The organism is Bradyrhizobium sp. B117 (assembly GCF_038969555.1).
GTDB lineage: Bacteria > Pseudomonadota > Alphaproteobacteria > Rhizobiales > Xanthobacteraceae > Bradyrhizobium.
Window position 1 is genome coordinate 3,192,476 of record NZ_CP152414.1, and the last position, 20,874, is coordinate 3,213,349.

Below are 20,874 nucleotides of genomic sequence, written 5' to 3' on the forward strand. Positions count from 1 at the left end.
CCCGGCCCACCGAAGGTGAGCCGGGCGCACAGAGCGTTAGCGATTTTGGAGTTGTTGCTGGATGATCCGGTTCAGTCCGGCGCGTACCTTGTCGATATCCATTCCTTCAACCAGCGCCTTCTTCTGCTTGAGTCCGTCCATCATGCCTTCCAGGATATTCGCCGGGTTAAAGCTCGGCGGGAATGAACGCGGCGGAAACTCCTTGAATGTCGCCACGAACTGAAAGACATCCTCCATCATCCCATAGGCCGCGCCTACATGGTTCAGATTCCAATCCCAGAACGTATTGGAGGTGATGTCCGCTCGCTCGAACGGGTCCTGCATCAAGTTGAATATCTTTTGCAGTCGCAGCGTCGTGAACGGCTCTGCCCAGACGCCCATGGTGCCTTCCTTTCGCTGCTCAGAGAACACATACTTATAGTCACCCTGTCTGAAGCAGACGAGCAGGCCATCGTCGTCGGAGTAGAAGAACTTGTTGCGAGCGCTCTTGGTACCGCTATTGTTGGCGGCGCTGCCGCTCACATTGCGTAGGAATTGCGACTGGTCGTAGCCGTCGAGGTGCACCTTGTCGCTGATACCATTGGCGGTATAGCCGGTCTTGAGCTTGTTGACGATGTCAGGCTCGCCCGCGATGGCGCAGAACGTCGGTATCCAATCGTTGTGGCTCATAATTTCGTTGGTGACCGTACCAGGCTTGATAACGCCCGGCCATCGGACCAGGCAGGGCACGCGGAAAGCGCCCTCCCAATTGGTGTTCTTCTCGGACCTGAACCAGGTCATGGCGCCGTCCGGCCATGTATTCATGTGAGGTCCATTGTCGCTTGAATAGACTACGATGGTGTCGGTCGCGATCCCCATGTCGTCCAGCGCCTTCAGCAGGCTGCCGACGGTGTCGTCGTGCTCCATCATGCCGTCAACATATTCGCTGTCGCCATGGGTGTAGCGGCCACGGTGTTCTGATCGAACGTGAGTTCGCAAATGCATGCGGGTGGAATTGAACCAGACGAAGAACGGCTTGCCCGCGGCTTGTTGCCGTTTCATGTAGTCGATGGCCGCGACCGAGGTCTCGTCATCGATTGTCTCCATGCGCTTCTTGGTCAACGCACCGGTATCTTCGATCGTTTGCTTGCCGACCTTGCCGAAGCGTGGATCGACGGTGGGATCGTCGTGGTCGGTGGCCTTACACCTGAGTACGCCACGCGGACCGAACTTGGCGCGATAGGCTGGGTCCTTGGGATAGTCCGGCAGCTCCGGTTCTTCCTCGGCGTCGAGGTGATAGAGATTGCCGAAGAACTCATCGAATCCGTTCACGGTCGGCAACGATTCGTTGCGGTCGCCGACATGGTTCTTGCCAAACTGCCCGGTCGCATAGCCGAGATTCTTCAGCAGGCCGCCGATCGATGGATCGAGCTGGCTCATGCCCATCGGCGCGCTCGGGAATCCCACTTTGGTTAGCCCGGTCCGAATTCCGTGCTGTCCCGTCAGAAACGCCGCCCGGCCCGCGGTGCAGGACTGCTCGCCGCAATAGTGCTGGAACTTGATGCCTTCGCGGGCGATGCGATCAATGTTCGGCGTCTCGTAGCCCATGAGGCCACTTGAATAGGCACTGATGTTCGCAATGCCGATATCATCGCCCCAGATGACGAGGATATTCGGCTTGCGCCCAGGTGCGGTAGCCTCGGCCGACGACGCTGCGGTCGGGGCCTTCATCGGCCTGCGCCGCGATCATGTCCTGATCGAAATCATCGCTTCGTGTCCCGACCGGTCGGACGGCTCAGAAAAGCCCCGACATCGAGACTGGGTTCGCGACACCCGGCGGGCTTTCGACCCAGTCGCGCTTCCGGGCGGGTATCCGAACCTGCTTGGACCAGACGGCGTCGACCGCGCAGCGAAGTGCTTTGGCACCAACGTCGAACGACTGGCCAGGGTCAGGCAACTCTACGACCCAGAGAACGTCTTCTGTTCGGCCATCCCGCTTCCCATCGGCTGCCGCCCGGTAGCCGTGGAATGACCGGTGCGTGAGCGTCCGGCGCGCTTCTCACCGGCATGGGGATGCTCCTGTCTTGGGCGAAGGTTGCGAACCCCTCATCTCAAGACAGGACGCCTCGCCGCGCTATCCTCTCAGCCGCGCTGCCGGCTACAATGCCCTACCGCGCGAGCACTTTAGTCCTGTGACCCCTACCGGAAGTCGATGGGCCCAATCTGTCCATCTGCCGTTGGCAGGTAGTCACTCGCAGTGCGGCTGCAGGTTGAGCTGCCGAAGAAGGGGAGCAAGTCCGTCTGAACTGCAATTTTTCACTTCACTCACTTGCCTTGGCTTCTCGATCGGACGCGTCTGTGATGTCGTCGCATCGGCGGTACCGCGGTTTTGGATCCTGTATCTAGAAGCCGTCGGATCATGCCAGTGACGAGGAATGAACTCGGGCTGCGTTCGATCCGCCTTGGGTTTGGCCAGCGGCGGAGCACTGGCGATCCGGGGTGTCGTTACGGGCGGCTTATCCGCCTTGCTCGGCGCGATTGCTTCGGTGTGGATCTGAAGCCGATCGCTTTTGTTGCCGCTGACCGCCGGAAAATCCGACGCCATGTCAACTTCGATAGCTGGCGCAGGCGCGCGGCTGGGGCCGAGCGGAGAAACCACGCCGACCACGCACATCATGCAAACCGCAACAATCCTGATCATGTCGGTTGGTCCCGACCGTGGCTCGACCTAAGCGTCACGTCGGAATTAGCCTAGAATAAGACTGGTCTAGCTGTTCCCTGCAATGGAATGCCTAGGTTGCGAGCGCCATACCTGTGCCGAATTTGTTGGTGCGGTCCTTTTGAAATCTATCGAGTGTTGCAGCCGGGCTATTTCCAAGAGCACATTATTGCCCAATATCGATATTAGCCGGTCAGCGATTCGACCAGCGGAGACCGGGTATTGGCCGGCTTAGACATGGGTGAGGCGTGGCTTTCGGACCTTGCTCGCAAGGTCTTGCTTTCCCCTTCGCGCGCCGCGACATTGATTGTTTGACCTAGCAACGACAAACTTTGCCGAAAGGCGCCCAGCGAAATATGCGTTAAAGTCTCTGTCAGCCGCCGCCATCAAGGCTGCCCTACGGTCAACAATCGCCCCTCCACGCGGGCGGGCGGGGGACTGGGGTGCGCGCGTGATTGGAGGCTGACTGATCTCGCTGAGGTCGACCTGGATCAACGTCTTGCCATCATTCGAACGGGAGCGCGGTAATCGATGTCGCTTCGCGAGCGCTCTTGCAGCGCCCCGAGAGATTTTCAGCCTTTCGGCGTAAGTAAGCACTTCGATGGGCATGTGTATTTGCTCCCGTTCAATCGGACGGTCACCACCCAGAGTGGCGAACATCAACGGCGGATTAAGGGGTGGTTTACCATGAATAGGCTCGGTACGGCTCGCCGCGGTGAAGGAGCCTTTCTTGCGCGTCGCGCGGCTCCTTCAGGCTCTCACAAGCGCCCTGGCGAATTGCCAGCCGCCATCTTCCGATCCGCCCATCGCTTGATCCCGGCAACCGTCATGGCCTTGAGGAACGGATTGGCGTTGACCAGCTTTTCGCGTCTGGTCCGACCTGTCGCGTCAGCGGCGGCCATTAGGGAGGCAGCATCGGCATCTTCTGGGGCGGACAATAGCGCCACGGCGCCCGCCGGTCCCGCGAAATGAGCAAGGTAGAGAGAACCGGGTGTGATCGGCAGACCGCGCTTGTTGAGGATCGCGGCATATTCCTCGACTAGCCGCACGGTGATCTCTCGCGCAAGCTCGGGATTTCGCCGCAAGTCCAGCACGTCCTTGTCGCTACGACCTTGGATCAGATCGCGACGGTGCCTTCGGACGGCTTCAAGCCACGTGTCATCGAGAAACTGGGCGGCGCCAGTCGCGCTCGACCGCCGGTTCTTTTTATTCGGGTCACCATTGGACTCGGCGATGATAATGCGCTCGACCAATGCCTTGGCAGTCGTCTTGTCGATCGATTTCCCGTTTAAATGCGCGTCGTGAAACAGGATGAAACTTGCGACGGAAGCCAGGCCGATCGCCACTCCAAGAGCAGCCGTGATGGTTTCCCCCGACAGCCATCCCGGCGCGGCGACAACGTACGCACGCTCGTCCGGGCGAGGGGGGCGGATTTCGTCCTGACGGCGTGTCTCTGAAGCATGACCAGGGCGCCGCGCGTTGCCGTCGGCCATCTCGATGAAGAGGAAACGTGGGGCTAAGTCTGGCATCATGTTGGCAGGTTCAATGCTCGGAGTAACCCGTCGGAGATACCCGACGGGCAGGTTTTGAGCTCGGCGACCGGTTTGGCGCGATCGAGTTTCGCAGTCGCCTTGGAAGTTTCCTGCTCGGGCCGAACTCTGGGCACCGCGACAGCGGATTTTCCTCCTCGTGCGCTTCGCTTGTGTTGCTCGACGACCTTCGAAGGCTGTTGCGCAACGATTGAGGTTTGATCTGCCGGATGCGTCGCTTTGCCCAAGGAGATGGGCTGTGGTGGTGTTCCAAGCATGTGCGGGATTTGGAGGCGGTCGGCCGTCGTCAGCGTATCGTATGAGCCAACGGCCGTCTGGGCAGGCGGTTCGTTCACGGGCCTTGTCGTGCGCGGCGAGGTCTCGAACTCCATCACCGCGAGCGTACTGCGGCCAACAAGGATGAGAGCCACGCTCATCTGATTTCACGCTGTCCCAGGAGGAAGCCGCGCTCAAAGCCCGCAAGAAATGAGGTCTCGAAAATCGGAAGCGATCGCAGACATCCAATGAGGCGGCTTAGCGGCAGAAGCGAACCAGCCGGCGCGGATGATCGGGACAGGGTTAACGCGGATCGACTGGCTGCGCGGGGGCTCGGGTACCTGGTCACCAGGCGGTCAGACGCGCCGCTCGAGCACATGATGGCGGACATCGCGGTCGATATCGTCCTGCAGCCGAGCTCCTGTACCGGGAAGGTTGCGTGCGGCAGTTCGAATGGCGGGTAAAGCGAAAGCCGAGCGCGAAGAGGAGATAAGGCAGCACCAGATCGAACTTGAGCGGCAAGAGCGAGAGCGCCAACACAGTCTCGAGAAGGCCCGAATTGACCGCCTCCTAGACGAAGCCGCGACCTTACGGCGCGCCACCGACATCCGAGCCTATCTCCATGCGGTCAGACAGGCAACTGGCCGGGTGGAGTTGCCCTCGTCAGACCGGACACTCGGCTGGTTGGAGTTGCAATGTACTCCCGCGGTGAGCGGTAGCCCAGCCGGGAGTGCGGGTGGTCCGAGTTGTAATCCTCCATCCATTGGTCGATCCGCTGCAGGGCGGTGCTCGCGTCAGGGATCGGGTTCACACCAACATAGTCACGCTTGAAGGTCTTGACGAACGCCTCGGCCATGCCGTTGCTGTCGGGGCTTTCGACTGGCGTGAAGCAGGGCTCAAGGTTCAGGGCGGCGGCAATCTCAAGGGTGCGATAGGCGGCGAAGATGGATCCATTGTCGCTCAGCCATTGCACCTTGGCGCGGAGCCCGGATGTCGGCGAACCGCTGTTCGACACAGTGGACCATCATGTCCCGGATGATCTCCCCGGAGATCCCAGCCGTTGTGGCCACCCAGCTGATGACCTCGCGGTCGTGGCTGTCCCGGGCAAAGGCAACCCGCACGATCTCGCCATTCCAGCAGGTGATTCCAGCGCGTCCGAACACCAACGCTCGTTGGGGCGGCTTGTCATGATCGTTCCGTCATGGGTCCGCGGGATGGTTGCACCGTCTGCGCCCTGACTGCCGCCCTCTCAGCCGGCAACTCGTCTTCGGTTGCGGTTGCTTCCAGCTCTTCGAGCTCAAGCTCCATCTGCTCCAAGAGCCGTGCCTTGCGCTCCGAGCGGCTGCCGTAAATCTGGCGACGCAGCTTCTCGATCTCGAGCTTGAGGTAACGGATCAGTGCCTCGGCCGCCTTCGCATTGGCAGCTTCCGCTTTAGCGTTCGCCGCAACCGCCTCCGCTTCCAGGCGCGCGGCTCCAGGCAACCGGCCTCGATGCTCGGGGTCGCAAGCAGTATCGCTACCATCCCAAGTGGCGGGAGCTCCCCGATCAGAACAAGTACGAACTCTCGACGGATTCTAGGAGAGGCGACGTGATCGTCTTGAGATGCGCGTAACCCCCAGCGCGCCGAGTGCGGCTGCAATTTGCGTCGTGCCGACCCCGGTCATGATGAGCAGCATTTCCAGCATCGAATTCCTGCCCAGCTCAGGCTTGGGATAGTAAGAACTCGTTAAGATCTTACCTTGCACACCTGTGCATCCGTAGCGCGGCAAGCTGACGAAAGTACGTAACAACAAGGGTGCATCACTGATGAGGACCATCCTGTTGGGCGGCCTGCTGCTGCTCGCCGCGAACGCCGCCGACGCCGCCGAGATGCCTTCGATGTTTCACGGGCGATGGTGCGGCGAACCGCACATGATGAAGCACTGCGGGAAGGATGAGGAAGGCATCCAGATCACCGCGCGCGGCTTTCGCTACGAGGCCGGAGCGGCTGGGTGCAGACTTGTCGGGCTAAGGCCGCAACGGCCCACACGGGGCGAAGTCGAGTATCGCGCGACGTTCGTATGCGGCGGCGAGAGACCGCCTGACCACCGAGAATACTACTGGATCGGTTTTTACGATGATGACCGAAACGAGGGTCTGTTCCTGCTGAAGACCGAAAAGACCTTCGGGAAGTCCAATTGAAGAGGCTGACCGCGGTGCTGCTCTGATCGCCTCCGGTGAGGCGATTCCTCAGCAGCGCCAGTTCTACACGAAACCCACCCCGTGGCAGCAGTTCCTAAGTGCCAAAGTGGACAATTCTCGCTTTAATCGTACGACACTCGGGCGCAGTTTTCGTTTGGCGACCCAATTGCTCGCCGAAGCCCAGAGGTGCAGGCGCTTGGCTGCTTCCATCACCGATCCGCAGATGGCTCACCGCTCTGGCGGAAAAATACGAACGCCGGGCCAATGCATCGCCGGACCCGAAGGACGGGAAGGGCTGAGGCCTCAGGCCTCTCCGGAGCCCGAGAAGAGCAGTGTCGGCGGCATTGCGCGAGGCGCCGGTGTCAAACGCCATCCGGAACTGCCCCCTTTGCGTCATGAAGAACTGCCCCCACCCTCGGGTTCATGATGTCAGTTGAAGGTTGGCTCCGCCGCTGACGGGACGGAGGGAGGCGGAGCCGACCGGAGGGCCGTCAGCGGCGGGCGCCTTGATGAGGCCGCTCTTTCGCTTGGCGCGGAGCCGATAGCTGCCCGCCGAGCGGCTTCAACCGGTGCGCCTCGTCACGCGCAAAGCGAGCGATCGGCGCCTCGCCGGTCGTGCCGTGGATGCGCACGTTCGCCACCTCACGCTCCCACTCGGCGAGATGCGCCTCGAATGCCTCCCAGCTCGCGAAGGAATGCCCCGCGATCGCGTTCTTCTTGACGTAGCCGACGCCACTCTCCGTCTTGCCCTTCGTGCGCGCCCGATACGGCGCGCAGGCGCGAGGACGGAAGCCCCAATGCTTCGCGAACGCGATGAGCTTGTCGTTAAACTGAACCGACCGGCTCACCGCGTCGTGGCGCGCCACGAGCGCGCGTGGATTGTCCATCAGCACTTCCTCCGGCACGCCGCCGAATGTCGTAAATGCACTCTCAAGCCCGGCGAACCAGTGCTCTTGCTTCTCGGCCCGGAACGCACGGACATGCAGCCGCCGCGAATGCCCGAGCGTCGCCACGAACACGAATGCTTTGATCTTCACCCCGCCGATCTCGACCAGACGCTCGCCAAAGTCGATCTGCAGCTGCCGGCCCGGGGGCGTCTCAAACCGCGTCGTCGCCAGCGCTTCGGCCTTCAGCGCCTGGCGATAGGGCTGCACGGCGCGTTGCAACGTTCGCCGGCTGACTGCCACGCCTTGCTCGGCCAACAGGTCCTGGCGCACCACATCCGCATTGCCGCGATGCCGAATGAACCTCTCGCGCAGCCAACCCTCGAGGCCATGGAGTCGTTTTGCCCGCTCAGGCGACTTGAACGGCTTCACCCCGCCCGCCGTCACGTAGTCCTTCACCGTGTGATGGCTGCAGCCCAGCTGCCGCGCAATCCGCTTCAGACCCCACCCGCACGCCCTCAGGCGCAACATCTCCGCCACGTCATCCGGCGTCTTCATCACCTGCCCCCGTGGATCAATCCACGACGAGCCTTCCGTGATTCGTTCCTCGTTCATTCGTTCTCTCCTCGGCTGTCCAAGGAGGGGCAATTCCTCGTGACGCCGAGGGGGCAGTTTTCCATGGCGCGCGACAGCCGGCGCCCGTCCGTACGTCGATCCGCTGCTTCTGAGGTCGTACCGTTTTGCCAAGTCGAGCAGGCGCCGCTTCGTGAACGGATCCGCCTTCTCCGCCAGGTCCCGCGCCCGCTGCGCGAAGCCCCTGTAGAAATCTTCCACGACGCCACCCCCCGCAACATCACTGAGAATCCGATTTCGGCGAAACCGCCCGTCTGCACGCGCGCCGCGAGCCTCCGGCAAGCGCCGCAAGCGCATTGCTACCGCGCGCTGATTGCGCAAGCCAACAACAACGGCCCGCCGTCACCGTGCGGCGGGCCATTTCTGAACGCTAACGTGGGTTTGGACGTGGGATGATTCCGTAAAATCTAAAATTATACAATAAAATCAATGATGCTTGGCGGACACTCTCTCCGCCAGGAACTCTCTACAGGCTTCCACTCACGTATATAGCAGTTACAGATTCCGGCGACCACGGGGGACATGTAATTCTCAAGTAAAAAGGCCCCAGCTCAGTTGGGGGCAGAGTGAGCTGGGGCTAGCGAGCGCCCTTATTCAGGGACTCGGGAAAACTAGGCAATACGGCTCGGAGTACGGATGGCGGATATACCGCCGGCGGGCGACGCCGCGGGCGGGACGTCGGCCGACCATCGATGGTGCCAATGGCTAGCTGCGGATCGCTTCGCTGAGGCACATCAACAACGAAATCTCGGTGATCGGGGCGTCGTTCCGAGCGAGAAGGCGCGGGAAATGGCTACAGAGACTCTCCAGGCGCGGGCTGACGCTAGGGCTCAGACTTGGCGCCGATCATCAGGGAGCTACAGGTGGCCGGCAAAACGAGTCTGAGAGCCATTGCTCAGGGGGTGAACGAGGCAGGGATTCTAACACAAGAGCAATGGTCTGCGGTCCAAGTACAGCGCGTATTAGGCCGATTTAATGGTGGCCGAAGTCTGTGGCCGCCGCCGGGCTCTAATACATTGTCACGGCGGCGGTGTTCATTTCCCGACAAGAACACTGCGTTGTTTCAGCCGTGTTTCGTCCCGCAAGGGAAATGCTGTTCCTTGCTAGAAACTTAGGCCATGTGGCTGGCTGCTGCTGGCGCGCCTTCGCCCCAAGCAAAAGACCGGGCCCGCAATCCCCTAGGTCGGAAGCTCAGCTGCGGGTGGGAAAAAATCGCGCAGCGCGTTGTTCGCCGGAGGCTAGAAACCGGATGGACTGAATCGCTTATACGGTTATCGGTCTGTTGCTGCTCTTTGTGGCAGCTAAGTTGTTCTGGAAATGGCTCCCAAAGTAACGGTGCGGCCGTTTCGATCCGCTGATTGTGGTGAAACGGACTAAATTTGCTCACCGCGAGTTCTTCGCTTGTTGATCCCACGGCAAAGAAGCTGGGAATGCCGCGCCGGGTCCGATGTCAGGGCTAGCCTCGACCTGCTTCCTCGTAATCTAGGCTGGCTCTTTGACCGGTTGCAGCATCCAGGTCTCACCTCTTGCGCCAAAAAAGCACATCGCTTGCAAAACTGCGCCTGAGCTACGCAAAAGCTGTGTGAGAGCGCTCCAAATCGTAGCTTGACTCAACGACTTCATAGCTGAATTTGAGTAAGCGGAGCGCATTTCGCTATCATAACGCTCTTAAGACTCGCTCTCGCTTACGATCTCGCGAGAACCGACCTGCCAGGGCGAGCTAGACATAGCCGCTCACGGTTTTACGTAAGTCCAACCCGTCTCCTGCAGTTCCATCACCCGCACCACGCCTGACTTTACCACCTGCGCCTGAGAAACAATCGGTATGTCCTTGTGCTCGGCTTCGTGCATCTTTTCTTGGGTGTTACCGCAAGCCTTGAATGATACCTCCGGCATGCTCAGCGCCATCTGCTCAATTCGAGCTTTCACCGGCGACGTATCATCGCGAAGCATATGCAGTCCGGGCCCGAACGTGATCACCTCGATTTTAACTTTCTCCCCGAGCTCCCCATAATGTTGCGTAACGTTCGCGGCGTTGTTCAACGCGAGATTCATCGCGCCAGGGTCATTCGTGTTGACCTGAAGGATCAAACGGTGCGTTTTGGAATCCGCGGCCATCGCCTCGAGAGAGGGTCGCTTCCGCGGCTGCTTGGCAGCGAACCGTTTCGTCGAATTTTTCACCAGCGATCGCCCCTGCGGGGCTCGATTGGTCTTGGTCTTATCGGAGGTCGGAGCTGAGGGGGTTGTCAGCGCCGGGTACGGGGCCGGCGTCATAGTTGTCGGCTCGGAATATTGGCCTGACGGTCTCCAGTATGAGCCGGCGCCCGTCGTTTTCGGCATCCAGTATCGTCCGCCTTGCTCTGCCGCCGCCATCTGAGCGGCAAGCAGGACCGCGAAGGCTCCTAAAGCTGCGGCTTTCGCAATGCGCTGCGACATGCTCATCGTATTTCTCCCTCGTAGTTTTGCTGAGATAGTCAAATAGCCAGGCGTTTCGCGCGGCATATTGCCCGGCATCGCCGTCATCCAATTGAGAACATGTGATGGGCACCGAATTCGGCGCCCGGCTTCGTATCGCAGACCCGCCTACCGGGCTACGCCTCGTTGATGAGGTCGCTAGTCGCATGATTATCGCCGCGGCCTCCGATTGTCGGTTTAGCGTGGCCGCCACTGCAACTGGTTGAGAACCCGCGTCTAAATTCGCTCGACTTTCGTTCATGATGGTGAGCTTGCGGGCGAACGCCTTGCTCCCGTTCCATCGATCAGTGACTTCCACGAATCGCTGCAAAGTCACAGCAGTGTTACGAGCGGGGCTATACGCTGTCCTATGCCTCTTAGGGAGAACTCACGTAACCATTTCGGGGTAGGCTGCGAACCCGCCAGCCTCAAGAGACATGTTCCGCGTGTCGCGCGGCGAATTTGGACTTTTGATCCAGTGGAGTTGGCGTATGGAGAATTCCACATCCAACTTGCGCGGAAGTTGGAGTGGCGTTCGACCTGCTCCGCGGCAAAGTGGTTGTGGAAATATCTTTAGTGGGAAGACTTCCCGAAATGGTCGTAGGTCCGATAGAGGACTTTGTGCATCGTCATTCATGACTTCCGAAGGGGATCCACTGTAGAGCCTGTTCTCGGCGATCCGCCCGTGACTTGGCTGTGCGTCCAGGAGGGCATCTCGAAACTCGAAGTCTCTAAGAATGATCACAGCGGTTCCGACGGTCGCTCTTTCGGTGCGACACCTGCCGCAAAGTAAGAGATCCTTCCGTGTCGATGAAATCGAGCGGCCCTTAAACGCAAGACAATTTGCCAGAGCCGCGCGGACGAGCGAGGAAAGCCCTTCAAAGCGTGCGAACGAGACGCGCCGGCGTTCATGATATCCGCCGGATCAAAGGTGACCTTGATAGGGCGCTTCGCAGCGATGCCGCCGACATGGCCGTATCGCTCCAGTTCCGCCTTTAGACGTCAGGTGCGGCGTCTGAGTGATCCGCTCGACGATGAAGGCGCGGTGCGGATCAAGGAGGGGGGTGCGGACACCGCGCATCTTGCCAGGCGCAACCGAGCCGGTGCCCGCGCCGCTTTGACCACTTCACAACCGACGAGACCGCAACTCCCACGGACCGGCAGCTCGCGCCCACCAAAACCGACGCCACCACACGCTCGCGAAGATTCAGGGAAGGAGGTGGGGTTTTGCGATGCTGGCGCCTGCAATCCAGTCAGCATCTTGAATCAAACTCCGCCAAAGAGGTGAGGGCCGCCTGCCGGACGGTGTCGTTTTGGAGAGCAGAGCATGCACGGCACACGTTCAGCGGCTCAAGTTGGGTCCTTTCCTCCTCACTCGCTGAGCGGAGACGGAAGTAGGCGGTGGTCGGCATGACCGACCTACAGTACTCGCTTGGAGGCGCTCGGAGTGCTGGCGGAACGGAGAAGCAGGCCGACAGTTCGTCAACAGGGCGGGCGGATCACTTGATCCGACTGGTCTGTGCGGCCAAACTCCGCTTTCGGATCCAGCTCCGATTTGAATTGCGCTTTGGCGCCGCGTTCGCGCGCCATGCAGGCTATAGAGCAACCGATAAGGCTCCTGTGCGCATTCCCGCACCAATCGCCTATATAGTCCTCTACGTCGCGCTATACGCGGCGTTCGGCGCCGCATCTCCATTCTGGCCAAAATTCTTCGAAACGAGAGCTCTGGCGTCTCAGCACATCGGTCTGATCCTCGCTGCCGCAATGCTGATGCGGCTCGTTTCCGGACCGTTGCTTGCTAGGCTGGCGGATCAGCTCGGGTCATTGCGCCTCGTGCTCGCAGGCTGTGCTGCCGTGGCGGCCTCAGCAGCCGTCGCATTGCTCTGGGCCGATAGATACTGGTGGCTGCTTCTTGTCGCGTTGGTTCAGGCTGCCGCTCTCGCCCCTACCACCTCGATCGCCGATGCGTTATCGGTCAATACAGCGAGGCCTCGCGTCGCCGGAAGGCCATTCGAGTACGGGTGGATACGGGGGGCTGCTTCCGCGGCTTTCGTCCTGGGAACACTGGTGGCCGGACAACTCGTCGGCCCGGCCGATCTCACGCCGGTTATCTGGATGAACGCTGTCTTCCTGATCGGCGCCACCGGCGCCACTGCATTGCTACCTCGCCAAGCCCGATCGCAGAGGTCGCCGTCCTTCGCTGTGTCAGGGCTGAAAGCGCTGATGAGCGTGTCGCAGTTTCGCATCATGATTATCGCATCGATTGATCTATGGCAGTCATGTACTGCACGATGCATTTGCAGTGATCAGGTGGAGCGATGCGGACATCAGCACTTCGGCGATTAGCTTTTTGTGGTCGGAAGCGGTGGTCGCTGAAGTGTTCGTGTTCATGCTGACCGGTCCGGCACTCCTGGATAGGTTTGGCGTGCGTGGCGCGGCTATCTTGGCAGCTGCGGCTGGAATCGTTCGCTGGTCCGTAGCGGGCGTGACGACCTCCGTGTTGCTGCTCTCGCTGATACAGCCGTTGCATGGATTAACGTTCGCTCTGCTCCATCTCGCTTGCATGCGGATGATGGGAACACTGGTCGCACCAAGCGTCGCCGCAAGTGCGCAAGCTCTCTATGCGTTTGGCTCAGGATCGCTAACGGCAGTACTGACCTTGTTGTCCGGCGCACTGTATGCTTCCTATGCCGGGGCGGCGTTCTTCCTCATGGCGGCGCTCTGCATCATCGCGCTCCCATTAGCTTGGTTTGGCTTCGCCAATGGGAGGGACTGATACCTCGGTCGAGCGAACGGGGGCAAGGATCGCCACTCTACGCTCCGCCGAAAGCGCATCCGTCGGCAGTCGGACGAGCTGCGAGTTCAGTGGCCGGTTTCTGTCGTCATGGGAGCCTTGCAGAAAGGTGTCCCCATCGAGAGCTCGTCTTCGATCTCCGCTATGTCAATCTTTCGCCGATGTCCAAGCGAGGACCGTTGCGGCTCAACTAAGGAGCCGACTTCGCCCGAACATGAAACCAGTCGGTGCGAACCTTCTGGCCACGTCGAGCGCGTGGTTCTCGCTGCATTCCAGCGCGATCTTTTGGGAAAGCATAACATCTCCGACCGGTGCCACGCGGCATGAAACACAGGCCGTGCATCCGGCGGCCCTTTTCGTCGAGCTCGCAGACGTTCGTCGACGCGCCCGCGTAGATCCTATATTTCCTGCCAGTATCGCCGCCGGTGACCTCGAAGTAACCGTTTTCCGTGAACTGTGCACGTTGGGCCGGCGATAGCCACGCCCGCAAGAGCTGCAGCGAGCGGCCCTCCGGAGTCCTCTCGGCGCCGTGTCTGATGAAGAGAGCCCGAATTGCTCTCGCGCCGGCGTTCTCGCGGGCGAGATGATCTAAAGCCCAACGTTGCGCGGTCCAATCAGCCGCCGACTAGCCTGGGGAAGAACAGGGTCTCTTCCGCGTTCGGATTAAACGATCGCATTTGCGATACTTGCCCCGGACCTGACCGGACTACCGCGGTAAAGCCGGCATCGAGCAGTTCGAAGATACCGTCGCTCCGCCTTCGCGAGCTCTCGTGCCTGGTCTGGGTTGAAAAAGTGACGGCTGTCACCAACACGGTCCATCACGAATCTGGATCGCCATTATCGTCTTCCTTGGAATGACGATGGCCAAAACTTGATCCAAGTATCCGCCCGAAGTCGCGTAGTTTCAAGACGAGAAGAGGTCATCGCAAGCTGGGTCGCCCGAAGAAGGCTGTGGGTGACGCGCCCGCGATAGTCGCAGAATGCACACCAACAGTGAACCGACTCCTGGGTTGAGCGCTTCGACTGGATCACCGAAGCCAACTAGGAACCGGCCGAAAAAAGGATGGTTAGTTCATTAGATGCCTTGCGAGGGTCTACCATGGCGATCGATGCTTTTAGAGGAACAACGCCGCTGTTTCTTCCCGAACGCTTTTTCGTCGGTCGCCTAGAAGGTTGGGCTGTGCTAGAAAGTCTAGTTGGCGGACTACTGAAGCGTGCGACAATTGCTGGTCACGGCGAGCTAGATGCGGATACTGGTACAGTATTGTTCATTGAGTCATATACGTTCGACGATGGTCATAGCGACACTCTGCATTGGACGATCCGAAAGGGTGAGGAAGGCAAGTACACCGGCTTGGAAAACCGACTGGAAGGTGAGGCCATCGGGGAGCAAGCCGGATGCGCGTTCCACTGGAGATACACGCGCGATACACCGCAAGGGGGCGGTAGATCGTTCACGCTTAATTTCGATGACTGGTTATATGCAATCGATGAACGAGCTTGCATAGTCCGCGGCCGGGTTGGCCGTGCTGGCATCCCGTTTGCGACCGCGCACGTAGCTTACCGAAGGCTTTAGCCTTCGCTCTTATCCTCCACTGCCACAGGAGAGAGCAGGGAGGGGCTCAGCTCAAATCGAACCGCGAGCGCAGACTGGGACTGCCTCCTGGAAAGCGCGCGTCTTCGCTGCTCTGCCCTGTGGCAATCGCCCTCCAAAATCTATTCTGTTCATCGCGTCCAGCCAAAGACGGCCGGCCTGGCGATGGCGCTCGTCCTGACCGTGCCGAACGTCGACTTACAACTTTCATCGCAACCTCCAACTTCAGGGTGTTGCGACGATCGTTTGAATCCACCCAGTAGCAGCGAGCAGTTCCAGCGTGGGTTTTCTCTTTCCGTGTGAGGACGATAAAAGACGCTGCTGGTGCCAACTTGAGAAGCATGATTTCGGCGTCGCCTGGCTGTCCCATTCAACGCACCGACAATCTTGATGGCGCAGGCAAGTTCCAACGCACCGTTCCGAGCATCCGACACAGGACGCACTGAACGAGGTGCCCGCACAGGAACGCTGCCTGGCGCTTAACGCTTGATAGCTTGGAGAACCTCGATCGATGCGCCGCACCAGAATCCGGCTCAAGCACCAGATATCCGGCCAAGCCGGCCGACGTGGTCGGCGGCTTAGCACCGAGGAAGACGAAGAAGGTATTGAGGACTGGATGGTCGGTGGAGGCGACAGCACGCCAGCTTGAACCGCAAATAGTCCCGGAATTGTTGCCACAAGCTCTGGTCAGGCGATGGCTCGTCGCAAAGGGTCCTCGTCCTGGTTCGAGCGCGATTCAGCGGGCTAGCCGCTTAATGGTCTTGGCCGCACGGTTAGGCCCATGCCAGCCGAGAAACTTCAGCTCCTTGTTCTCCAGCGCGTTCGTCGCGCGAAAGAACTGTTCGAGATCATCGCGCGCATGGGACGGAAGATTGCGGATATCTTTGAGATCGGTTTCGAGCGGGGACCTGTCAGGGACCGCAAACACCCGGTCGTTGCGCTTCGTCTTGCCCTTTTTCTTCTGCTCGAGTTCGAGAATGCCGACCGGGCGGCAGCGCAGCACGACCCCAGGATAGGTCTGCGCGTCATGCAGGATCAGCACGTCCAGCGGATCGCCATCCTCGGCCTTGGTCGAGGGAATGAAGCCCCAATCGTAAGGATAGGTCAGCCCCGCCATTAGCGGCTTCGCCAAGGCGAAAACGCCAAGCTTGGCATCGAAATCGAGTTTGCACGAACTGCCGCGCGGCGTCTCGACCACGGCGAAGACATTGTCGTCGTCAGCCCAGCTCGGCAGTTTTGTCAGATTGGTCATGGCGGATGACTTTGGCCTCGAAAGGAGAAGCGGGCCCGACGGAAGCTTGATCCGCCAGGCCCTGCCAGATCAGGCAGCTGTACAAGCCTTCTTGTTGACGCCCTTGCGCAACGCAACTGTGTTGAGCTTGGTGTTCGCCGCCTTCTCTTCGTTCAGGTTCGTGGTCAGGAAGCGCACGATATCGTCGTGGCCGAGCTCCTCTGCCCAGGCGATCAAGGTGCCGTAGCGGCATATCTCGTAGTGCTCGACGGCCTGCGCGTTGGCGACGATCGCCGCATCCAGCACCGTCTTGTCCTCGATCTCGCCCGCCGTCTCGTCGGCTTCCTTGATGATCCCATCGATGGCCGGACATTGCGTGCCGCTCAGCGACTGGCCCAATTTCTCGAAGGCCTTTTCGAGACGCTCGATCTGCTTGTTGGTCTCCTCGAGATGGTTCTTGAGACCTGTGGCCAGATCACGGTTGGTGGCCTTGTCGATCATTTTCGGCAATGCCTTGGTGATCTGCTGCTCGGCATAATAGATGTCCTGCAAGCCATGCAGCAGCAGATCATCCATCGTCTTGATGTCTTTGGTGAATAGTCCCATGACGTCGCTCCTCGAATTCAAAGCGATGGAACGGCGGTGATACGGCTTTGTTCCTCGCGCGTTTGCCCCTGCCGGATGGGCGAATGGGGGCCCGGGGTTGAGCGGCCCAACAGGCTGTCGCGCGCCGAGCACCGCAGGAACCCGCGTCAACGGCCCGCGTTTTGCCTCTTTGGGTGGAGTTCAGAATGGTTAGCACCTCGCACTGGATGGAGACCGAAATCCTGCCGGAGGCGGGCGCGCTCAGAGGCGACGTGAATTGCGATGTCGCCGTGGTCGGCTCCGGCATCGCCGGGCTCTCGACAGCGTATGAACTCATGAAGCGCGGCCGGTCGGTCGTCGTCATCGACCGCAAGGGCATCGCCAGCGGTATGACGGCGCGCACGTCGGCCCATCTTGCGCCGCTTTGCGATGATCTGATGAGCGAATTCAAGAAGCTGCGGGGCGCCGATGTCGCCAAGCTGTTCTACGAAAGTCAAGCCGCTGCCGTCGATCGGATCGAGGAGATTCAGGCCAGCGAGAAGATCGCCTGCGATTTCTTCGCCTTGAGGGCTATCTGTTTCAAGGCAACGGCATGCCGGCCGATATATTCGATGAGGAGTTAGAAGCGGTACGCGAGGTGGGCGCGCCCGTTCATCGGCTGGTCGGCGTGCCGCTCAAAGGCTGCGAGAACCGGCACGTCCTTCGGTATCCGCGCCAGGCAAGATTTCATCCCCTCAAATATCTCAGGGGACTCGTCGCCGCTTGCGCGAGCGGCGGCGTTCGTTTCTTTGCGAACAGCTCGGTGGAAGAAGTTGCCGAGAAGGACGGCGCGGTCAGTCTGCGAACCTCTCAAGGGCAAATCGCGGCCGCGCATGCCGTGATCGCGACCAACGCCTCTATCGCCGACCGCTTTCAATTGCACACGAAGGTGGCCCCCTATCGCACTTACGTGGTCGCGTTTGCCATCGCACGGGGCGAACTTCCCGATGCGCTCTATTGGGACACCGAAGATCCCTACCACTATGTGCGGCTGCAAACCGGTCCAGACGATCATGATTTTGTTCTTGTCGGCGGCGAAGACCATAAAAGCGGCGAGGCCAACGACGCCGACCAACGCTTTGCCCGTCTGGAAAGCTGGGCACGCGACCTGATCCCGGCTTTGGGCCGCATCAACCATCGCTGGTCGGGCCAGGTCCTCGACACGATCGACTATGCCGGCTTCATCGGCCGCGAGCCCGGCAGCGAGCGCATCTACCTCGCGATGGGAGATTCAGGCCAAGGTCTGACCCATGGCGTGATGGGCGCGATGCTGAACACGGCGCTCATTCTGGGCGAAGATCATCTGTGGAAGTCCGTCTATGCGCCGGATCGCAAGCCGCTCGCAGCGGCGCGGAACTTCCTGCGCGAGAACATGACGATCCTGCAAAATCTCGCGGAATACGTCGCACCGGGTGAAATCACCTCGCTCGAAGAGCTTGAGCCGGGTGAGGGCGCTATCCTCCGGCGGGGACTCGAAAAGATCGCCGCTTACAAGGACAAGGCCGGCGAATTGCATCTTCATTCGGCCAGTTGCACCCATATCGGCTGTCATCTGCACTGGAACAGCTTTGAGAGCTGCTGGGACTGTCCGTGCCACGGTTCGATCTTTGCCCCCAACGGACAGCCGATCAATGCCCCGGCCGTGTCGGCTCTGCGCCCGGTGAGGGTCTAGCGGGGTAAGGCACCTGGGAGCGTTCCGCCTTGAAGGACGACGACATCGAGCAGGATGATCTGCGCAGCCCGCGCACACCGTGGGCCGTCCTGCCGCCGCCGCCGATTGAACCGATCGCTGATAGCTTTCGTTGCGAGGTTCTGATCATCGGCGCCGGCATCACCGGCGCGCTGGTGGCTGAGCGCCTGACACGGCAAGGCCGCCAGGTTGTCATTATCGATCGCGAGCTGCCGAGTCTCGGCAGCACGGTGGCCAGCACCGCCATGCTGCTTTGGGAAATCGACAGGCCGCTGTTCGAACTCGCGCAGCTCTATGGCTTTGAGAAGGCGGCGCGTTGCTATCGGGCCAGCCGCCATGCCGCGCAAGGCCTACTGTCGCTGGTTGCGCAGTATGGAATTGCCTGCGAGATGCGGCCACGTCTTTCGCTCTATCTCGCCGTCGATGACAGTCCGAAGCTTGTTCAGGATGAATATGCGCTGAGGAGCCGCGCCGATCTGCCATCCCTCTATCTCGATCATGCCGAGCTGCTGAAGCGCTTCGGCATCGCGCGGGCGGGCGCCCTTTTGTCAATGGGCGCGGCTGATGCCGATCCGGTGTTGCTCACGCATGGCCTGCTTGATATCTCCCTCCGGCGCGGCGCCCGCCTTTTCAAGGCCAATGCGGTTGCCTTTGATAGCGCGGCTCAGAGCGCAACCGTCGGCCTTGAAAGTGGGCTTTCAATCGATGCGCGCAATGTCGTCCTCGCGACCGGCTATGTGATACCCGACATCGTGAAGCCCACAGCCCAACCAGCTTCCAGCTGGGCCATTGCGACCCGGCGGCAGCCAGGCAATCTGTGGCCAGAGCAGGTGCTGATCTGGGAAGCGAGCCGGAACTATCATTATGCGCGGACCACCGCTGATGGCCGCATCATCCTTGGTGGCGAGGATGATCATGCGCTGATCGAGCCTGACGCTCGTAATGACGCCACGCCGGCAAAGGTTGATGCGCTCAAGAATTATCTGAAGGCACTTTGGCAGCAGGCGTCGGACCGAGTTGACTTCACCTGGTCGGGCGCTTTCGATACTACCCGTGACGGCCTGCCGTTGATCGGCGCGTTGCCCGGCTGCAAGAATATCTTCGCTGCCTTTGGCTATGGCGGCAACGGCATTACCTTCAGCTTCCTCGCGGCGGAACTTCTGGCGGCCTTGCTTGCCGGAGGCTCTGCGCCCCTGTTCGATGATCTTGCGATTGACCGCGATATTCCCGGCTAACGACGCGCGATCAGGCAGCCCAGCATGAAGGCGACGAGCAGCGAGGGCAGCGGGGCCTCTCGCACCACATCACGCAGAAATGCGAGCGCCTGGCCTGGCGGCTGCCCTTCCTCCAGGCTTTGCCGCACCGTGCGGGCGGTCTCACGCACGCCTTCCGAAACGTCCTTCACTTTTGCCAAGGCGTCTTCGCTGTCCATTTGATCCTCCTCCGGCAGGCCTCCCGCACAATGAATGTGCCGGGCAACCATCCGTTCCCGCAAGCATCAGGTACGGATCGTTTTGGCCGATGAATCGGGAAGCCGAATCTGAGCAACCAATTGGCGCGCCCAACCTTCGGCCCGCCACAGCGACACTTCGCCTCGATAGGAACGACCGCAGCGCCGGGCCGTTCGGGACTGATCTCCCTTCAAGCCCGAGGCTCTTCCATGTAGCACCACGTCAAGAAGTTGATGTTCACCGTCCGCGTCGACGAGCCGGACCCGCGTTTTGGCAACATGCTTCTAGAACAGTTCGGCGGCGCCAACGGCGAACTCGCGGCCGCCAGGCAATATTCGATCCAAGGCCTCAATTGCGAGGACCCCGATCGCGAGGACCTCCTGATTGGATATTGGCACCGAAGAGCTGGGCCATCTGGAAGTCGTCGGTACGTTGGCACGCATCTCAAGCCGGCGAAGTTCGATCGCCAAGCGGCCGAGGCCGATCCCCTGATCGCGATCGCAGGTGGCGGCGGAGTGAACCTCTTCAATTCCCAAGGCAACGCTTGGACCGCCGACTACCTCAAGATCACCGGCGAACTCGATGTTGACCTGCGCAGCAATATTATAGTTGCAGTTCTGAAATGGAACAGAGCGCGTCTTGCAGGCACTGTGAACGCTCTGGCCAAGATGGCTATCATTGGTCGTCTCCGAAGAACGGGAGCGGACACCATAGGCGGCGGAGCGGAGGCGCAGTGTGAACTGGGTCTCACATGTTGCGCGATTTACGCGAGCTGGTCCGGCCTGGCGGCTGGCAACCGCCCGCGCAGCAGTCGTTATCGTCCCATGGAGGACG

Annotated in this window: 17 protein-coding genes and 5 pseudogenes; 9 read left to right on the forward strand and 13 right to left on the reverse strand. The window is 60.4% G+C overall.

The window, feature by feature from the left end:
• Nucleotides 1-36: 36 nt before the first annotated feature.
• Nucleotides 37-1,710, reverse strand: a complete 1,674-nt coding sequence (locus tag AAFG16_RS15615) for an arylsulfatase (RefSeq protein WP_342739694.1) — start codon at nt 1,708-1,710, stop codon at nt 37-39.
• On the opposite strand from AAFG16_RS15615, the gene AAFG16_RS15620 reads away from it, so the two are divergent.
• Nucleotides 1,610-2,011, forward strand: coding sequence for a BBE domain-containing protein (locus AAFG16_RS15620; protein WP_342739695.1), 402 nt, complete (start codon nt 1,610-1,612; stop codon nt 2,009-2,011). The genes AAFG16_RS15615 and AAFG16_RS15620 overlap by 101 nt on opposite strands.
• A gap of 216 nt (nt 2,012-2,227) precedes the next feature.
• Here the strand turns inward: AAFG16_RS15620 and AAFG16_RS15625 are convergent, their stop codons facing one another.
• From AAFG16_RS15625 to AAFG16_RS15645, 5 genes and pseudogenes are all read right to left on the reverse strand, one after another.
• Nucleotides 2,228-2,680 (reverse strand): hypothetical protein, encoded by a 453-nt coding sequence (locus tag AAFG16_RS15625; protein WP_342739696.1) that lies wholly within the window; start codon nt 2,678-2,680, stop codon nt 2,228-2,230.
• 776 nt (nt 2,681-3,456) lie between these two features.
• On the reverse strand, nt 3,457-4,230 hold the full coding sequence (locus AAFG16_RS15630) for a lytic transglycosylase domain-containing protein (RefSeq protein WP_342739698.1): 774 nt from the start codon (nt 4,228-4,230) through the stop codon (nt 3,457-3,459).
• Nucleotides 4,227-4,664, reverse strand: coding sequence for a hypothetical protein (locus AAFG16_RS15635; RefSeq protein WP_342739699.1), 438 nt, complete (start codon nt 4,662-4,664; stop codon nt 4,227-4,229). Before AAFG16_RS15635 ends, AAFG16_RS15630 begins: the two co-directional genes overlap by 4 nt.
• A 467-nt stretch (nt 4,665-5,131) precedes the next feature.
• On the reverse strand, nt 5,132-5,518 hold the full coding sequence (locus AAFG16_RS15640) for an integrase core domain-containing protein (RefSeq protein ID WP_342739700.1): 387 nt from the start codon (nt 5,516-5,518) through the stop codon (nt 5,132-5,134).
• Nucleotides 5,519-5,736: 218 nt separating this feature from the next.
• Nucleotides 5,737-5,967: pseudogene (locus AAFG16_RS15645) on the reverse strand (IS66 family transposase); the annotation flags it as partial.
• Nucleotides 5,968-6,310: 343 nt separating this feature from the next.
• On the opposite strand from AAFG16_RS15645, the gene AAFG16_RS15650 reads away from it, so the two are divergent.
• Nucleotides 6,311-6,685: a hypothetical protein gene (locus AAFG16_RS15650; RefSeq protein WP_342739701.1), complete on the forward strand. Its 375-nt coding sequence runs from the start codon at nt 6,311-6,313 to the stop codon at nt 6,683-6,685.
• Nucleotides 6,686-7,176: 491 nt separating this feature from the next.
• Here the strand turns inward: AAFG16_RS15650 and istA are convergent, their stop codons facing one another.
• Nucleotides 7,177-8,184 (reverse strand): IS21 family transposase, encoded by a 1,008-nt coding sequence (gene istA, locus AAFG16_RS15655; protein ID WP_342740912.1) that lies wholly within the window; start codon nt 8,182-8,184, stop codon nt 7,177-7,179.
• Nucleotides 8,185-8,247: 63 nt separating this feature from the next.
• Here istA and AAFG16_RS15660 point away from each other — a divergent pair, with 63 nt between their 5' ends.
• Nucleotides 8,248-8,598, forward strand: a complete 351-nt coding sequence (locus AAFG16_RS15660) for a hypothetical protein (protein ID WP_342741124.1) — start codon at nt 8,248-8,250, stop codon at nt 8,596-8,598.
• Between the two features lie 1,338 nt (nt 8,599-9,936).
• On the opposite strand, the gene AAFG16_RS15665 is transcribed toward AAFG16_RS15660, so the two are convergent.
• Together AAFG16_RS15665 and AAFG16_RS15670 are read right to left on the reverse strand one after the other, a co-directional pair.
• Nucleotides 9,937-10,644, reverse strand: coding sequence for a hypothetical protein (locus AAFG16_RS15665; protein WP_342739702.1), 708 nt, complete (start codon nt 10,642-10,644; stop codon nt 9,937-9,939).
• A 1,012-nt stretch (nt 10,645-11,656) separates the two neighbouring features.
• A pseudogene (locus AAFG16_RS15670) lies at nt 11,657-11,909 on the reverse strand (hypothetical protein); the annotation flags it as partial.
• Nucleotides 11,910-12,066: 157 nt separating this feature from the next.
• On the opposite strand from AAFG16_RS15670, the gene AAFG16_RS15675 reads away from it, so the two are divergent.
• Nucleotides 12,067-13,002, forward strand: coding sequence for an MFS transporter (locus tag AAFG16_RS15675; protein ID WP_342739703.1), 936 nt, complete (start codon nt 12,067-12,069; stop codon nt 13,000-13,002).
• The gene (locus tag AAFG16_RS15680; protein WP_342739704.1) at nt 12,959-13,432 is read left to right on the forward strand and encodes an MFS transporter; all 474 of its coding nucleotides are present in this window, start codon (nt 12,959-12,961) and stop codon (nt 13,430-13,432) included. The genes AAFG16_RS15675 and AAFG16_RS15680 overlap by 44 nt, the downstream gene beginning before the upstream one ends.
• A 632-nt stretch (nt 13,433-14,064) precedes the next feature.
• On the opposite strand, the pseudogene AAFG16_RS15685 reads toward AAFG16_RS15680, so the two are convergent.
• Nucleotides 14,065-14,269, reverse strand: a pseudogene (locus AAFG16_RS15685) (hypothetical protein).
• A 280-nt stretch (nt 14,270-14,549) separates the two neighbouring features.
• Here AAFG16_RS15685 and AAFG16_RS15690 point away from each other — a divergent pair.
• Complete coding sequence (locus AAFG16_RS15690; RefSeq protein WP_342739705.1) at nt 14,550-15,026, forward strand: DUF3833 family protein; 477 nt, start codon at nt 14,550-14,552, stop codon at nt 15,024-15,026.
• 754 nt (nt 15,027-15,780) lie between these two features.
• On the opposite strand, the gene AAFG16_RS15695 is transcribed toward AAFG16_RS15690, so the two are convergent.
• The gene (locus AAFG16_RS15695) at nt 15,781-16,296 is read right to left on the reverse strand and encodes an inorganic diphosphatase (RefSeq protein WP_342739706.1); all 516 of its coding nucleotides are present in this window, start codon (nt 16,294-16,296) and stop codon (nt 15,781-15,783) included.
• A gap of 69 nt (nt 16,297-16,365) precedes the next feature.
• On the reverse strand, nt 16,366-16,881 hold the full coding sequence (locus AAFG16_RS15700; RefSeq protein WP_342739707.1) for a ferritin-like domain-containing protein: 516 nt from the start codon (nt 16,879-16,881) through the stop codon (nt 16,366-16,368).
• 185 nt (nt 16,882-17,066) lie between these two features.
• Between AAFG16_RS15700 and AAFG16_RS15705 the strand changes: the two are divergent.
• Both AAFG16_RS15705 and AAFG16_RS15710 read left to right on the forward strand, forming a co-directional pair.
• Nucleotides 17,067-18,571: pseudogene (locus AAFG16_RS15705) on the forward strand (FAD-dependent oxidoreductase).
• Between the two features lie 170 nt (nt 18,572-18,741).
• Nucleotides 18,742-19,824, forward strand: a complete 1,083-nt coding sequence (locus tag AAFG16_RS15710; RefSeq protein ID WP_342740913.1) for an FAD-dependent oxidoreductase — start codon at nt 18,742-18,744, stop codon at nt 19,822-19,824.
• Here the strand turns inward: AAFG16_RS15710 and AAFG16_RS15715 are convergent.
• Nucleotides 19,821-20,021, reverse strand: coding sequence for a hypothetical protein (locus AAFG16_RS15715; protein WP_212454792.1), 201 nt, complete (start codon nt 20,019-20,021; stop codon nt 19,821-19,823). The two genes, AAFG16_RS15710 and AAFG16_RS15715, sit on opposite strands and share 4 nt — an antisense overlap.
• 252 nt (nt 20,022-20,273) lie before the next feature.
• Between AAFG16_RS15715 and AAFG16_RS15720 the strand changes: the two are divergent.
• Nucleotides 20,274-20,645, forward strand: a pseudogene (locus tag AAFG16_RS15720) (manganese catalase family protein); the annotation flags it as partial.
• Nucleotides 20,646-20,874: the final 229 nt, after the last annotated feature.

What these genes read in the sequence shown, in the direction of transcription:
- AAFG16_RS15620 (WP_342739695.1), top strand. Translation starts at nt 1,610, where the DNA reads ATGTTCGCAATGCCGATATCATCGCCCCAGATGACGAGGATATTCGGC.
- AAFG16_RS15615 (WP_342739694.1), bottom strand. Translation starts at nt 1,710, where the DNA reads ATGAAGGCCCCGACCGCAGCGTCGTCGGCCGAGGCTACCGCACCTGGG.
- AAFG16_RS15625 (WP_342739696.1), bottom strand. Translation starts at nt 2,680, where the DNA reads ATGATCAGGATTGTTGCGGTTTGCATGATGTGCGTGGTCGGCGTGGTT.
- AAFG16_RS15630 (WP_342739698.1), bottom strand. Translation starts at nt 4,230, where the DNA reads ATGATGCCAGACTTAGCCCCACGTTTCCTCTTCATCGAGATGGCCGAC.
- AAFG16_RS15635 (WP_342739699.1), bottom strand. Translation starts at nt 4,664, where the DNA reads ATGAGCGTGGCTCTCATCCTTGTTGGCCGCAGTACGCTCGCGGTGATG.
- AAFG16_RS15650 (WP_342739701.1), top strand. Translation starts at nt 6,311, where the DNA reads ATGAGGACCATCCTGTTGGGCGGCCTGCTGCTGCTCGCCGCGAACGCC.
- istA (WP_342740912.1), bottom strand. Translation starts at nt 8,184, where the DNA reads ATGAACGAGGAACGAATCACGGAAGGCTCGTCGTGGATTGATCCACGG.
- AAFG16_RS15660 (WP_342741124.1), top strand. Translation starts at nt 8,248, where the DNA reads ATGGCGCGCGACAGCCGGCGCCCGTCCGTACGTCGATCCGCTGCTTCT.
- AAFG16_RS15665 (WP_342739702.1), bottom strand. Translation starts at nt 10,644, where the DNA reads ATGAGCATGTCGCAGCGCATTGCGAAAGCCGCAGCTTTAGGAGCCTTC.
- AAFG16_RS15675 (WP_342739703.1), top strand. Translation starts at nt 12,067, where the DNA reads ATGACCGACCTACAGTACTCGCTTGGAGGCGCTCGGAGTGCTGGCGGA.
- AAFG16_RS15690 (WP_342739705.1), top strand. Translation starts at nt 14,550, where the DNA reads ATGGCGATCGATGCTTTTAGAGGAACAACGCCGCTGTTTCTTCCCGAA.
- AAFG16_RS15695 (WP_342739706.1), bottom strand. Translation starts at nt 16,296, where the DNA reads ATGACCAATCTGACAAAACTGCCGAGCTGGGCTGACGACGACAATGTC.
- AAFG16_RS15700 (WP_342739707.1), bottom strand. Translation starts at nt 16,881, where the DNA reads ATGGGACTATTCACCAAAGACATCAAGACGATGGATGATCTGCTGCTG.
- AAFG16_RS15715 (WP_212454792.1), bottom strand. Translation starts at nt 20,021, where the DNA reads ATGGACAGCGAAGACGCCTTGGCAAAAGTGAAGGACGTTTCGGAAGGC.